The organism is Marasmitruncus massiliensis (genome assembly GCF_900186535.1).
In the GTDB taxonomy this organism is placed as follows: Bacteria; Bacillota; Clostridia; order Oscillospirales; family Ruminococcaceae; genus Anaerotruncus; species Anaerotruncus massiliensis_A.
On record NZ_FYDE01000005.1, the window covers coordinates 1028957 to 1042561 of the forward strand.

Annotated in this window: 11 protein-coding genes; 6 read left to right on the forward strand and 5 right to left on the reverse strand. The window is 50.9% G+C overall.

Going from position 1 to position 13605, the window contains the following annotated elements:
* Nucleotides 1–38: 38 nt before the first annotated feature.
* Nucleotides 39–728 (reverse strand): YetF domain-containing protein, encoded by a 690-nt coding sequence (locus C1A10_RS13010; protein WP_101911667.1) that lies wholly within the window; start codon nt 726–728, stop codon nt 39–41.
* 350 nt (nt 729–1078) lie between these two features.
* Between C1A10_RS13010 and iadA the strand changes: the two genes are divergently transcribed.
* The 4 genes from iadA (at nt 1079) to C1A10_RS13030 (ending at nt 6431) form a co-directional block, all read left to right on the forward strand.
* Nucleotides 1079–2167, forward strand: coding sequence for a beta-aspartyl-peptidase (gene iadA / locus C1A10_RS13015; RefSeq protein ID WP_101910666.1), 1089 nt, complete (start codon nt 1079–1081; stop codon nt 2165–2167).
* A 38-nt stretch (nt 2168–2205) separates the two neighbouring features.
* Nucleotides 2206–3039, forward strand: coding sequence for a cyanophycinase (locus tag C1A10_RS13020; protein WP_101910667.1), 834 nt, complete (start codon nt 2206–2208; stop codon nt 3037–3039).
* Nucleotides 3011–5668 (forward strand): cyanophycin synthetase, encoded by a 2658-nt coding sequence (cphA, locus tag C1A10_RS13025; RefSeq protein ID WP_101910668.1) that lies wholly within the window; start codon nt 3011–3013, stop codon nt 5666–5668. The genes C1A10_RS13020 and cphA overlap by 29 nt, the downstream gene beginning before the upstream one ends.
* Before the next feature lie 124 nt (nt 5669–5792).
* Nucleotides 5793–6431, forward strand: coding sequence for an HAD family hydrolase (locus tag C1A10_RS13030; RefSeq protein ID WP_101910669.1), 639 nt, complete (start codon nt 5793–5795; stop codon nt 6429–6431).
* Nucleotides 6432–6501: 70 nt separating this feature from the next.
* On the opposite strand, the gene C1A10_RS13035 is transcribed toward C1A10_RS13030, so the two are convergent.
* From C1A10_RS13035 to C1A10_RS13045, 3 genes are read right to left on the reverse strand one after another with little or no spacing between them, the layout of a single operon-like run.
* Nucleotides 6502–8607, reverse strand: a complete 2106-nt coding sequence (locus C1A10_RS13035) for a carbohydrate-binding domain-containing protein (RefSeq protein ID WP_101910670.1) — start codon at nt 8605–8607, stop codon at nt 6502–6504.
* Nucleotides 8608–8619: 12 nt separating this feature from the next.
* The gene (locus C1A10_RS13040; protein ID WP_101910671.1) at nt 8620–9279 is read right to left on the reverse strand and encodes a DUF4956 domain-containing protein; all 660 of its coding nucleotides are present in this window, start codon (nt 9277–9279) and stop codon (nt 8620–8622) included.
* Nucleotides 9272–9997, reverse strand: coding sequence for a polyphosphate polymerase domain-containing protein (locus tag C1A10_RS13045; RefSeq protein ID WP_101910672.1), 726 nt, complete (start codon nt 9995–9997; stop codon nt 9272–9274). The genes C1A10_RS13040 and C1A10_RS13045 overlap by 8 nt, the downstream gene beginning before the upstream one ends.
* 190 nt (nt 9998–10187) lie before the next feature.
* Here C1A10_RS13045 and C1A10_RS13050 point away from each other — a divergent pair, with 190 nt between their 5' ends.
* Together C1A10_RS13050 and C1A10_RS13055 are read left to right on the forward strand one after the other, a co-directional pair.
* The gene (locus C1A10_RS13050; RefSeq protein WP_101910673.1) at nt 10188–10865 is read left to right on the forward strand and encodes a response regulator transcription factor; all 678 of its coding nucleotides are present in this window, start codon (nt 10188–10190) and stop codon (nt 10863–10865) included.
* Nucleotides 10862–12094 (forward strand): sensor histidine kinase, encoded by a 1233-nt coding sequence (locus C1A10_RS13055; protein ID WP_101910674.1) that lies wholly within the window; start codon nt 10862–10864, stop codon nt 12092–12094. The genes C1A10_RS13050 and C1A10_RS13055 overlap by 4 nt, the downstream gene beginning before the upstream one ends.
* 140 nt (nt 12095–12234) lie before the next feature.
* Here the strand turns inward: C1A10_RS13055 and C1A10_RS13060 are convergent, their stop codons facing one another.
* Nucleotides 12235–13572 carry a GntP family permease gene (locus C1A10_RS13060; RefSeq protein ID WP_101910675.1) on the reverse strand — a complete coding sequence of 446 codons (1338 nt, stop codon included), beginning with the start codon at nt 13570–13572 and terminating at the stop codon, nt 12235–12237.
* Nucleotides 13573–13605: the final 33 nt, after the last annotated feature.

Here is a 13605-nt window from a genome sequence, read left to right on the forward strand (position 1 = left end):
TCGGGCCACGCGGCCTTAGAATCCGGGGCATTCTCAATTTAAAAGGATTCCTCGACGGGCATGATATAGATGCTGCCGTCGTCCTGCAGTTCGGCATATAAAACATCCTGATGGGAGTGGATGTTCTGCAAAGACAATTGCCTCATAAGCCAGCCTTCATCAAGATTGAATTCCGTCAGATTCCGTTCGATCAGCTTGCCGTCAACAATAATCTCTGCCGGTAGATTGTTTGGCTTTGTTAAGGGAGCGTTTACATCCTGTTTTGTTGCCTGCTGCTTTTCAGGCTTTTTCAGGACACTGAGGCTTCCGTTGGTTTCCAATATGGCATACTCCACATCCCTGACTGAGAAGATACTTTGCTCCCTTAGCAGCATCGAGACTTCGTCCATATCAAGCTTGGCGGATTTCAGCGCCTTTCTGACCAGGGCGCCTTTTTTTATTACAATTGTGGGCTCTCCGTCAACAAAGCATCTGAATTTACCCGACTTCAGTCCGGCAAACGAGATTATTCCAGTCAGCGCGCACCACCAAACCAGCCCTAAAAATTCATCGATAAAAGGCTCGTTGGATTTGCTGATGATATTTCCTGCAATAGAACCGATTGTAATGCCGGTTACATAATTGAAGTAGGTGAGCTGGCTGATCTGTTTTTTCCCCAGAATCCGGGCTAATACTAATATTACAAAAAATGTCAGCGTCGTTCTTAAAATCAGATAGACATGTTCCATGTTCCTGTTTCCTTTCCGCAGTTTTTTCCATAGCACCCATGTATTAGCATAACCGCCGATATGCAATTCAACCGCGAAACCAAGAGCAATAAGCGAAAAATGATGAATTGCGATTGTTGCGGGATTAACCAAAAGCAGGGCCTGATAGCAGGCCCTGCTTTTGGTTGTAATCTAATCCCACCTGTTATCTGCATAATCGGTTATCGAACTACCCATAATGAATATCTTCTGGTTTTCGTTGGGATTCTACCCCATAAAAATGCCTCATTTATCCAGGAATTACAAAAAGTGGATACATAAATGATTTCCTGATACTCAAAATAACTGTATTATGTCATAAGGATGATCAAATGATAACCTTATTAAAAAATATTGAGTGTTATGCTCCCGAATATATAGGCAAAAAAGACCTTTTCATCGCATGCCACAAAATCTGCAAAATAACTTCGCCGGGCGGCTTAGCTAACCAGGAACCCATTGCGGATGTGATTAACTGCGAAGGACTGATTGCCTTCCCCGGTTTGATTGACCAACACGTGCACATCATCGGGGGAGGCGGTGAAGAAGGATTTGCAAGCCGCATTCCTGAAATCAGGTTTGAAGAGATAGCGGCGGCCGGTGTAACCACCCTCTGCGGGCTTCTGGGTGCCGACGGCTGTACGAGGACTTTGGAAACTTTATACGCAAAAGCAAAGGCGCTGGAGCTGAACGGGATTACTACTTACCTTTACGCAGGGAGTTACGAAATTCCTGCCGTTACCTTTACCGGCAGCATCATGCGCGATTTAATTTTGATTGATAAAGTAATCGGGGCGGGGGAGATCGCAATTTCTGACCATCGCTCTTCACAGCCGGATACGGGGGAACTGCTGAAGCTGGCGGCACAGGTACATCTCGGCGGGTTATTGGCCGGAAAAGCCGGGGTGCTTCACCTGCACGTCGGGGACGGGAAAGAAGGGCTGGCCCCCGTCCTGAAGATGGAGGATCACTCTGATCTGCCGAAAGAAATGTTTGTCCCCACCCATGTCAACAGAAACCCCCGGCTGTTTCGGCAGGCGATGGATTATTACAAAGCAGGCGGCAATATCGACCTGACGGCGGGGGAATCCAATGGAATCCCCGTTCCAAAAGCAATCCGAATGTTGGCGGAACAGAATCCTGACTTGTCAACAGTCACCGTCAGCTCGGACGCGAACGGCAGTATCCCGCAGGGGGGAACGGTAAAGATACAGGTTCTGTATCAGGATTTAAGAGACTGCATACTGGAAGAAGGGCTGAAACCGGAAACCGTTATCCGCCTTGCCACAGTGAATGTTGCAAAAATCCTTCATTTGTATCCGCAGAAAGGTGTAATCAGGGAAGGAAGCGACGCGGACCTCCTGATCACAGACCATGACTATCGCATCCGGATGGTATTTGCAATGGGAAAACGTTTATAAAAATTAAAAGAATTAAATTTGTTCTGGAGAATCAATACATGAAAAAAGAAACAAGAGGCTATCTGATCATTATCGGCGGCGCGGAAGATAAAGAAAATGACAGTATTATTTTAAAACAGGCACCGCGGATGCTTACGGATGAGGATTTGCTGACCATACTAACTACGGCAACTGAACACCCGGAGGAAACGGGGCAGAAGTATTTTGAAGTATTCCGCAAAATCGGGGTCCAAAATATTCAGGTGCTGAACATCAATACGCGGGAGGAAGCCAGCCATGCGTGCTTTTGCGAGCAGATCGAACGCTCCAGCTGTGTTTTCATGACCGGCGGAGACCAGCTGCGCATTACCAGCATCCTAGGGGGGACGAGGGCCTGCTCGGAACTGAAACGGTTGTATGAATCGGGCGGGATTATTATGGGCACCAGCGCCGGCGCGTCGGCAATGAGCTCGACCATGATTGTGACTGGCAAAGACAATGAGCCCGCCAGAAAGTGCACCTTGAAAATGGCCCCGGGGCTGGATTTGATTGACGGCGCGATCATTGATCAGCATTTTGACCAGCGGGGCAGGTTCGGACGGCTGCTCTGCGGCGTCACGGAAAATCCGGGCGTGCTGGGTATCGGGATTGATGAAGACACCTCGATCAAAATACATCCGGACATGCATTTTGAAGTGATTGGTTCCAACGCAGTTACCATTATTGACGGAAAAACCATGCAAAGTTCCAATGTGTCTGAATTAGAGCAAGATGAAATTCTCGCGGTCAACGGGGTAACGGTCCATGTTTTGCCCCAGGGATACGGTTTTGATTTAAAAAACAGAAAGGTTCTGCGTCTTAAAAATGAAAACAGAGCAAATTCAAATTTATGAGTTCACAGTATTCAGCGGACGCAATATTTACAGCCACAGGCCTGTGATCAAGATGGTTGTCAATATTGGGAAATATGGGGAGATTCCGACCAACGAAATTCCGGGATTCAATAAGAAACTGCTGGAACTGTTTCCGGGGCTGAAAACCAACTGCTGCAGCCTGGGCTATGAAGGCGGGTTTGTACAAAGGCTCCGTGAAGGAACCTATATGGCTCATGTGCTGGAGCATGTGATCCTCGAAATGCAGTATATGCTGGGCTATCAGGTGAGTTTTGGAAAGACAAGGGCAGTTTCCGAGAATGATGTCTATTCGCTTGCCTATGAATATCAAAACGAGGTTTGCGGGCAGGAATGCGGAAAAGCCGCTGTTTTTATCTTAAATCAGCTGCTTGCCGGAGAAGAGGTTGCGATCGAGCAGTTTTTTGACTATTTAAAAAAAATTTCCCTGGAGGCCGAATTGGGCCCCAGTACATCCGCTATTGTAGATGAAGCAAAGAGAAGGGGAATCCCGATTACGAGAATCGGCAATGAAAGCCTGGTGCGCTTAGGTTATGGGAAGCACAGCAGGCTGATCGAATCCACGCTGACCGACGCCACATCGTGCATCTCAGCGGACATTTCCTGCAACAAACAGCTGACAAAATTTCTGCTCAATGAAAATAAGATCCCGGTGCCGTTTGGAAAGATTGTTTATTCCGAAATATCAGCCCTGATGGTGGCGGACCAGATTGGGACGCCGGTCGTTATCAAACCGTTTGACGGCAATCAGGGCAAAGGCGTGCATTTGTGCCTGAAAAATGAAAAAGAGATCAAAGAGGCTTTCCGCGATGCTGCCAAATACAGCAAAGGCATTATTGTAGAAAAATATGTTTCGGGAAGGGACTTCCGGATTCTGGTGGTCGGGGGAAAAGTCAGGGCGGTATCGGAACGGCTTCCCGCCAGCGTCATTGGTGATGGCGTCCATACGGTCAGGGAACTTGTTGGCATTACCAATCAGGACCCGGACCGCGGTGAACAGCATGAAAAGCCGCTGACGAAAATCTGTCTGGACAGTGTGGCCGAGAGCATCCTCGCTAAAAATGGAATGTCGGCGGAATTCATTCCTGAACAGGGACAGGAGGTCATTCTGCGGGAAAACGCAAACCTGAGCACCGGAGGGACGGCAGTGGACTGCACAGACATCATCCATCCGGAAAACATAGAGATTGCGGAAAAGGCAGCCGCGACAATCGGCCTTGATATAGCAGGCATTGATGTTGTATCAGAGAATATTTCGGAGTCAATTCTTGATACCGGCGGAGCGGTTGTTGAAGTCAATACCGCTCCGGGAATCCGCATGCACCTGTATCCCAGCAAAGGAACCCCGCGCAGCGTGGACCGGGATATTGTAAATATGCTGTTTCCCGATGAGAACTCCATGCGATTCCCGATTGTTTCCGTCACAGGCACGAACGGGAAAACCACAGTGGTCCGCCTGATTCAGCATATTCTCTCCCTGACCGGAAAAACCGTCGGAATGACCAGTACAAGCGGGACTTTTGTCGGGAATAAATGTGTGTGCAGGGGGGATAATTCCGGCCCGAGAAGCGCACGGTCGCTTTTGTCCAACAAGGCGGTGGAAGCCGCCGTTCTGGAAACGGCGCGCGGCGGGATCGTCCGTGAGGGTCTGGGATATGATCTCGCGGATGTGGGCGTGATCACCAATATCACGGAAGATCACCTTGGTATAGACGGCGTTGATACGCTGGAGGATCTGGCTTTTATCAAATCGCTGGTAGTGGAAGCCGTCAAAAAAGAAGGCGCGGCGGTCCTGAACGCGGAGGACGCCATGACCCCCTATATTTTAAACCGGGTCAAAGTACGAACCGTTCTGTTCAGCAAAGACACCGACGCAATCAAGCCTTATTATGCGCTGGGGCGGATTTTTGTCTTTCAGCATAAAGGCAAAATCCAGATCCAGGATGGACCTGTTCTTCAGGATGTTGTGCCGGTGGAGGAAATTCCGATTACAGTTCATGGCATGATAGAATGCAACATTGAAAATGCGCTTGCCGCCACCTCTGCGCTCTATGCGCTTGGGGTGCCTATTGATATCATCAGGGCGGGGCTCAAAAGCTTTACGGACAACACCGGAAGGTTTCATCTATTCGCATTGCATGGAATCCGGGTGCTGTTGGATTACGGACATAATCCGGCGGGCTACGAAAAAGCCATTCAGGTTTGCAAAAAGCTGGGCGGGAATGCGCTGGCAGGGGTGATCGGTGTCCCGGGAGACAGGATGGACCGCGCGGTAAAAGCGGTCGGAAAACAATGCGCACAGGCTTTTGACCGCCTTTATATTAAAGAGGACCGCGATCTGCGCGGCAGGAAAAGCGGGGAGATCGCCGGAATCCTCTACCATACCGTTATGGAGGAGAATTTCCCGAAAGGTGCGGTCAAGCTGATAGAGGATGAATTGGAGGCACTGAAATCGGCAATTGAGGATGCAAAGGAAGACGACCTGATCGTAGCGTTTTATGAGAAATTTGAGCCTTTGAAAGACTATCTGGAATCTGTTGGCGCCGTGGCTGTAGACCCGATGGAGATCGAACAGGCGGTCAGGCAAAAAGTACAAGCATCCGGGCGATGAACGCCGGGATGCTTGTTTTTTACGCTTCGCGTTAAAATTTTAAAAAACTTCATGAATGATTTACCAAACCGGTTATAATGGAGGATAGGAACAGCGGCATCCGATTTCAGGACAGGAGGGCATTATGAACATCACCCACATCATATTTGACATTGACGGCACCTTGCTCGACACCGAGGACGCGGTTTTGCTTTCTTTAAAAGATGTGATTGAAGAAAACAAAAATCAACCGGCAGACATCAATACCTTGCGGTTTGCGCTGGGAATCCCCGGTCCGGATGCACTTTGCCGGCTCGGTTTCGATGATCCGGTCTATTACAATTCCAGATGGGAAGAAAAGTTTCAAAACTACTATGATCGGATTCGCGTTTTTGACGGCATTCAAACCATGCTCACCGAATTGAGAAAACAACAGTATCAGTTGGGAATTATCACATCGAAAAACAAAAAGGAATTTCAGGCGGATTTTGTTCCGTTTGGTCTGGCGGATTATTTCAGTACCGTTATTTGTGCCGAGGACACCCGCAGGCATAAGCCCTTCTCCGAACCCATGGACAAATTTTTGCAGCTTTCCGGTGCGAAGCCCGACGAAGCGATCTATATCGGGGACACTTTATATGATCTTCAATGCGCCAAAGGGGCGGGCGTTCGCTTTGCGCTTGCTTTATGGGGCTGTAAAGCCCCTGAGGGGATCGCCGCGGATGATTTTCTGGAGAAGCCGGAAGATATTTTTGACCGATGCCTGCAAAAAGCAGCCCTTTGACTACATAAAAATCAAAGATTCCCGCCGCTGTTTCAGCTTGCGGGAATCTTTTTTATCTTGAAGGAATCCTTCAGCTGTTTTGTCCGGATGTGTTTCCTGCTTCGGTTGGAGAGGCGGCGTCATTCTGAGAAGGCGGCGTTCTGCCGCCGGGCTGCCCAAATCCGCCTCTTCCGCCCATCCCGCCGGGCCGCATTTCATTGGCGGCAGTTGTGGAACCGTCATCCGCAATGCGGGTTACTGCGCCCGACAGCGTTACATCCGTGAGTTTTGTGCCGCCGGAATAGGCCGCATCGCTTTCATACAATCCCCCTGTCTGTTCCCCTGTGCAGCTGCCGCCGGAAAACAGGGTATATGTTTTTCCCTGCTCCAGAGCGGGAGAACTGATCACAATGGAACGGTATTCCTTGGATGGGGCGAATGTGACAACAGGATTTCCATTTTCGTCGGCGAGACTAACTAACGTACCCGCCGCCTGCGCTGAGGAATAGGTTACCATCAGGGTGTTTTGCGAAGAGGATTCACCGGGAGCCTGCGCCATACCGGAGCTGCCTGATGCGATGAGAACCCCGCCGGTAATTTCGCAGCTGCCGTTATAATCCAAAGAACCGTTGCCGTCATTGACAGGCCCGTTTACCAGCGCCATACCGCCTTCAAAATAGAGGTTTCCGTTGGAGTCGATTCCGTCGCCTGCCGCATCGACTAAGACAGTTCCGCCTGAAATTCGGATGTAGCAGGTTTCATCAGCCGAATCCGGTCCGCCCTTTTGGGAAGAAGTTTCGGCACTGGAAGCATTGATGCCGTCGTCTTTTGCAGTGAGCTGTACAAAACCTCCGCTGATCGTAATCGATTGGCCTTCCAGCCCTTCGTAGCAGTTCGTAATGTTCAGTTCGCCGCCGCTGACAGTCAAAGCGGCATCGGCGTGAACGGCATCATCGCCGGAAGCAAGCTGGAACGTGCCGCCCTGAATCGAAACATCGCCGTTTGCATGTACCGCGTCGTCGCAGGAATCAATGGCAAACGTGCCGCCCGTGATCACGATTTTGCCGCCCGCTTTCAGACCCTTGGTGCTTTCGGCGGACTCTTCTGAAGAATCGGATGCCTGCATTTGCGGCATCGCTCCTTCGCTTTGGTCGGGTGGATTTATCGTTGCCCCGGCGGTTGTATCAGGCTCTGTCTGCTGCGGGGGAGCCGGCTGGCCGGAAGGTATATCTTCCGGCGGGTTTTCGCTGTCCGCCGATGCCTGCATTTGTCCCGGGAAATCGTCCCGCGGATCATCGGACTCGGCGTTTGCGCTTCCGCCGCCGGTAACAAGGTCAAATTCGCCACCGGTTACCTGAAGCGTGGTTTCCGCCTGAATCGCGTCGTTTCCCGACGTGATCGCGAAGGAACCGCCGTCAATGGAAACAGAGCCTTTTTTGGGGTCTTCATCGTTATTGGACTGAATACCGTCGGCTTGGGCGTCGATGGTGAAATTTCCTGCCAGAATGGAAACCGAGTCCCGCCCGCGCAGGCCGTCCTTTGCCGCCGTGGCTTTAATCGTTCCGCCGGTAATCACCAGGTCGTCCTTGGAGGCAACCGCGTTTTCATAGTTGCCGGTGACATCCAGCGAACCGTCCCCGTTGATCGTGACATCATCCTTTCCGAAAATCGCGGCGTTCGGCTCATCGGTTGTCTCATCAGGGTACTGATAATCCGGACTGTCTGAAACGGTATTCTCAGTTCCCGGCGCAAGCGTGAGAATGACCTTTTCGGACTGTTCGAAATAAAAGGGCGCGCTGTCGGAGCAGGAAATCGTCACGCCGTTCAGTACCAGCCGGACGAGATCATCTTTTCCCGCTTTTACGAGAACCTGCCCGTCAGTCATTGTGCCGCTGAGCACATAGGTACCGGCGGAGGAGATGGTGAGCACGCTCCCGTCGGCGGATGCGCCTGCCCCATTTACCGTAAAGGAATCGCCGTCCAGCGAAACGGAGACGGCGGACGCTTCCTCCCAGCTTGCGTCAAGATTTTCGCTGCTGTATTCTGTGAGCGGAGAAGCATTTGAAGCGACGGATTCGGAGGAAGAGCTTGAAGCGCCGGAAGAGCTTTGCGGCTGGGTACCGCATCCGGCGAACGTTCCAATTAAAACTGCCGCGGCACTTAGGCAGGCAAAGGTTTTTTTTGTAAAGCAGTTCATAAGTCCCTCCTGTTATAATTCATCCTTGGCGGTCGGCACGCGGCCGCATACAATTGTCAGATTGCCGTTGCGGCAGCGCAGCTCGTCAAGAAACTGCTTGTCGATGGAAGTCCCCTTAAGGGTAACATGATAATAAAGTTCGTACAGGCTGCCCATATTTGTAGTCCGGACACGGAGCAGCTCCGCCTTTTTGGTATATTTTCCGAACAGGTCGTCAAAAATGCCCTCATAGTCCAGATTTTCAGGGATGGTGATTTTCAGCTCCTTTTCCGCGGAGCGCTGCTCACCGAACTTTGTGGCGGAAAGCAGGACTGTCATGATACCGGTCAAAGCGGTAAACAGAACGGCAAAGGCCAGATACCCCATGCCGGTTGCAAGGCCGATTGCCATGGCTGCAAAGATGCTGCCGATCTCCCGTGCGCTGCCGGGTACCGAACGGAAACGCACAAGGCTGAACGCTCCCAGAACGGCCACTCCGGTGCCGAGGTTCCCGTTTACCAGCATAATGACCGACTGCACCATAAGGGGCAGCAGGGCCAGCGTCATTACAAAGCTTTTGCTGTAAGTGTTGCGGTACATATAAAAGAGCGCGGTGCAGATCCCCAAAAGCAGGGAAGCGGCGGTGCACAGAAGGATATTCTGTGAAGTGGCGTTAAGCAGTGTTTCAAGCACAAATGGGTCCTCCGTTCGTTACAAGATGTTGAATCAAATGATCTTTATAGCAGGTTCCGTATTTGGAGAAGGATGTGGGGAAAATTGCAAGCTCCGTCAGCAGATCGCTCATCCAGACAGGCATCGCGCCGGGAATCTTGATTTCCATGAGGACTGTTTTGGAATCGAGAATCAGGTTTCCCCAGTCGCCCCGCGACAGATCGAGCAGGGACTCCCGGAAACGGATATTGCGGTCGAAGGTGACGCGCAGGCTGCTGTTTTCGTTGCCGGACAGAGCAACCCGGTCGTAAGCGATGAATGCTTTTGGGGATGGCCGGTACAGCTTCATGAACCATCCAATTTCGTGAAGAATCTGACAGGTCTTTTCGGGCTCTGTTCCCCGCAAAAGATAATCGGACGCTTCCCGCAGGGTTATGGGAACCCGGCGTTTATAAACAACGCCTTTATATTTCTTTTTCAGCTCGATAAAAACGGTGTCGTCCTGTGAGGGGACGCCATAGCTGCGCAGCCGCAGTTTTTCCTTATAAACAGGCTTGTCAAGCGATGCACGGATCAGTTCAAAGCTGTCTGTGTCAAAATAAAGATTGCAGATCGTGTGCCGGCCATACTGATCCACCGTCATTCGGCTTTCCAGTTCCTTATGAAGCGTGGCATATTGCTGTTCGCTGAGCAGATATTTCTTTTCATAACGTTTAAAAACATCCTGATAGGATGACATACCAATTACCTCCTGTCGCGGCGAATTTTTTCAGCCGTCCCGTTTTCTGTACCCGTATCATAAAGCTGAAACCTGAAAACAGTCTGAAAAAGTGTATTCAGACTATTTTCAGGTTTCGTCACTAGAATGATTGCGTAAACAAATGCAACTCTTTATAATAAATACAGCTTGTGGGAAAGAAGGGTGGGCAATGCGTGTTTTAATTGTGGAGGATGAGGTCCGGCTTGCGGAAGCACTGGAACAGATTCTGACTGAGAAAAAATATGTGGTGGATGTGGTATACGACGGGTCGGACGGGCTTGAATATGGGTTAAGCGGAATCTATGACGTCATCGTATTGGATGTGATGCTGCCGAAACGGAATGGATTTGAAATCGTAAAGGAACTGCGGGCGAAAAAAATCGCGACGCCGGTCATTTTGCTGACGGCGCGCGATGAAACGGCGGATAAAGTGACCGGGCTGGACTGCGGCGCGGATGACTATATGACCAAACCGTTTTCGCCGGACGAGCTTCTTGCGCGGATTCGGGCCCTTTCCAGAAGGCAGGGGGATGTGGTGCTGGAGGAACTGACCTTTGCGGATCTGGCCCTTAACCTGTCTACCTATACGCTGCGGCGCGAGACAAAATCGGTACATCTGGGCTTCAAAGAGTTCGAGGTGCTCCGGCTTCTGATGACCAATCCGCAGATGATCGTTCCCAAGGAAAGCCTGATCACCAAAATCTGGGGGGTTGAGTCCGGTGCAGAGGATAACAATGTAGAGGCTTATATTTCTTTCCTTCGTAAAAAATTCTTCTTTCTCGGTTCTTCTGTCAACATCGGCACCGTTCGGAAAGTGGGTTACCGGCTGGAGGCGGAAGGGGCATGATTCAAAAACTTCGCAGAAAGTTTATTCTCATTAATATGGCGCTGGTGACGCTGGTGCTGCTGATTGTGTTCGGCGCGCTTTATTTTTCCAGTTATCAGCGTATGCGCGGGGAAAGCTTTGATTCCATGCGCAGAATCACCGGCCGCAATGCGCAGATGCCGCCCCCAAAGTTTGAAATCGGCGATCACAGCCCCAAGAACCCTGCCCAGATCATGCCTGTATTCTGCGTGTTGCTGGATGACAGCGGGGAGATTCAAACGATCACGCGGGATAATGTAGAAGTGTCTGATGAGGTGGTTGCGGATGCGGTAAAACGCGTCAAAGAGGCCGGAAAGGATATTGGGACGCTCTCGGGCTTAGGGCTGCGGTATCTGCGGGCTGATACATCGGAAGGGCCGAAAATCGCATTCGCGGATTTAAGCAACGAACGAAGCGCAATGGCAAGCCTGCTGCTGACTTCTCTGTTGGTTGGTTTTGCCGGTCTGGCCGCGTTTTTCCTGATCAGCCTGTTTCTTGCCGGTTGGGCGCTGCGCCCGGTCGAGCAGGCATGGACACGGCAGCGCCAGTTTGTGGCGGATGCTTCACATGAATTGAAAACGCCTCTCACGGTAATCTTAGCCAATACAGAGATCCTGGTTTCGCACAAAACGGACCCTATTGAACAGCAGATGAAATGGGTGGAATATATCCGCGCGGAAGCGGACCGGATGAAGAAGCTCGTCGAGGATATGCTTTTTCTCGCGAAATCAGATGCGGCGCGGGCGCCTTTGCAGCGCATACCGGTCAATTTCAGCGACACGGTCTGGAATTGCCTGCTGCCGTTTGAACCGGTGGCGTTTGAGCAGGGGGTGGAGCTGGACAGTGAAATTGAGCCGGGGATTCTGCTTTCCGGAGATGAGGGACAGCTCAAGCAGCTGGTGATGATTTTACTGGACAACGCCTGCAAGTATGCCGGGGAAAACGGCACTGTAAAAGTAACGGCGGGACGCCTTGCGGACAAGGTACGGCTGTCGGTTCATAATACGGGGGCTCCGATTCCCCAAGAGGATTTGGACCATCTCTTTGAGCGGTTCTTCCGGGTGGATAAAGCCCGCGCCCGCGATCAGGGCGGGTTCGGTTTGGGTCTGGCCATCGCGAAAAGTATTGTGGACGGACACCGCGGAAAACTGGCGGTGGAGAGCAACGAAGAAAAAGGGACCACCTTTACGGTTACGCTTCCTTTCAAATAGGCTTGGCATCAATAGCGCGTGTAAAAATTCCTGCAGCGCTGTGAATACGAATGAATGGCTCACATAAACTTGTGGAACAGTGAAAAAGAGGGCGTCCCGTTGGGACGCCCTCTTTTTCTGGAAGAGACAATGGAACCTCATTAAAGGAACATTGAAAGGATGGAAACAACGATAATGGTTGTAATGCCCATAGCGGCGGTCATACCGGTCTGACACTTATACGCCTGGCTTGGAGTCATATCGGAAAATTGGGATACAACCCAGAAATAAGAATCGTTGGCGTGGGAGACTGTCATTGAGCCTGCCCCGATTGCCATAATAATTAAAACTTTGCCGATGGGGGTGGTGCAGCCCAAAGCGGGCAGCATGGGTGCGATCATAGCGGAAGTGATGATCATGGCCGGCGTGGAAGCTCCCATGGCAATCTTCAGCAGGGCGGCGATAATGAACGGAAGGAAAACGCCAATTCCCAGCTTGAGCAGGGAACCGCTGAGAGCGTCCGCGATCGGCAGTTTTTGAAGGATTGCTCCAAACGAGCTGCCGGCGCCTGTAATCGCCAGAATGGATGCCGAATTCGTAATGCCTTCCGAAATCCAATCCAGCTTCTTTCCTTTTTCTGATACCGGAATGAGTGTGAAAGCAAGGAACACACCGATGATCAACGCGATAACCGGATCTCCGATAAAAGAAAAGAACTTTTGGACAATACCTTCTCCGAAAGGTCTTGAAGGGAAGTCAGAAACCGACTTTAATGCAATCAAAATAATCGGAAGCAGAATCGGGGAGAAAGAATGAAGCGCACCAGGAAGCTTGCCGTATTTTTTTATCAGTTCTTCCACGGTATATTCCGAGTTCGCGGGGATATTGATTTTACTTGCAACCTTATTCGCGTAGATAATTGCGGCGATCACGCCGGGAATGGAAACGAGCAGGCCGATTCCGATCGTTAGTCCCAAATCAGCCTCTAAAGTGCCCGCCATGGCGATTGGGCCGGGTGTAGGCGGAACCAGACAGTGGGTGGCGTACAGACCGCCGCTGAGCGCGGTTGCAAGAATTGCCAGCGATTTTCCGGATTGGGCGGATAAAGCGCGGGCAATCGGGGAGAGAATCACAAACCCCGAATCGCAGAAAACCGGAATGCCGGTAACATAGCCGGTAATCCCCATTGTGAGAACGGAACGGTCTTTGCCGACCAGTTTTAAAATGCTGTTTGCCATGGTCAGGGCCGCGCCGGTTTTTTCCAGTATGGTGCCGATAATGGTGCCCGCCAGAATAACAATGCCGATATTTGACATAATGCTGCCAAAGCCAGCCTTTACGGTACTGACGACATCGCTGGCAGGCATGCCGCACAGCAGACCGACCAATACTGCGACAATCAGCATAACCAGGAAAGGATGCTGCTTAAACCTGGAAATCGCGAGTATCATTGCCACAACACCAAGAATAATGACCGCAAACATATAAATGCCTGACATGATATTCCCTCCAAACTATTTTTATAGTAGGCA

Coding starts and splice junctions, on each gene's coding strand:
- iadA (WP_101910666.1), top strand. CDS start 1,079: ATGATAACCTTATTAAAAAATATTGAGTGTTATGCTCCCGAATATATA.
- C1A10_RS13050 (WP_101910673.1), top strand. CDS start 10,188: ATGCGTGTTTTAATTGTGGAGGATGAGGTCCGGCTTGCGGAAGCACTG.
- C1A10_RS13010 (WP_101911667.1), bottom strand. CDS start 728: ATGGAACATGTCTATCTGATTTTAAGAACGACGCTGACATTTTTTGTA.
- C1A10_RS13020 (WP_101910667.1), top strand. CDS start 2,206: ATGAAAAAAGAAACAAGAGGCTATCTGATCATTATCGGCGGCGCGGAA.
- C1A10_RS13035 (WP_101910670.1), bottom strand. CDS start 8,607: ATGAACTGCTTTACAAAAAAAACCTTTGCCTGCCTAAGTGCCGCGGCA.
- C1A10_RS13060 (WP_101910675.1), bottom strand. CDS start 13,572: ATGTCAGGCATTTATATGTTTGCGGTCATTATTCTTGGTGTTGTGGCA.
- C1A10_RS13045 (WP_101910672.1), bottom strand. CDS start 9,997: ATGTCATCCTATCAGGATGTTTTTAAACGTTATGAAAAGAAATATCTG.
- cphA (WP_101910668.1), top strand. CDS start 3,011: ATGAAAACAGAGCAAATTCAAATTTATGAGTTCACAGTATTCAGCGGA.
- C1A10_RS13030 (WP_101910669.1), top strand. CDS start 5,793: ATGAACATCACCCACATCATATTTGACATTGACGGCACCTTGCTCGAC.
- C1A10_RS13055 (WP_101910674.1), top strand. CDS start 10,862: ATGATTCAAAAACTTCGCAGAAAGTTTATTCTCATTAATATGGCGCTG.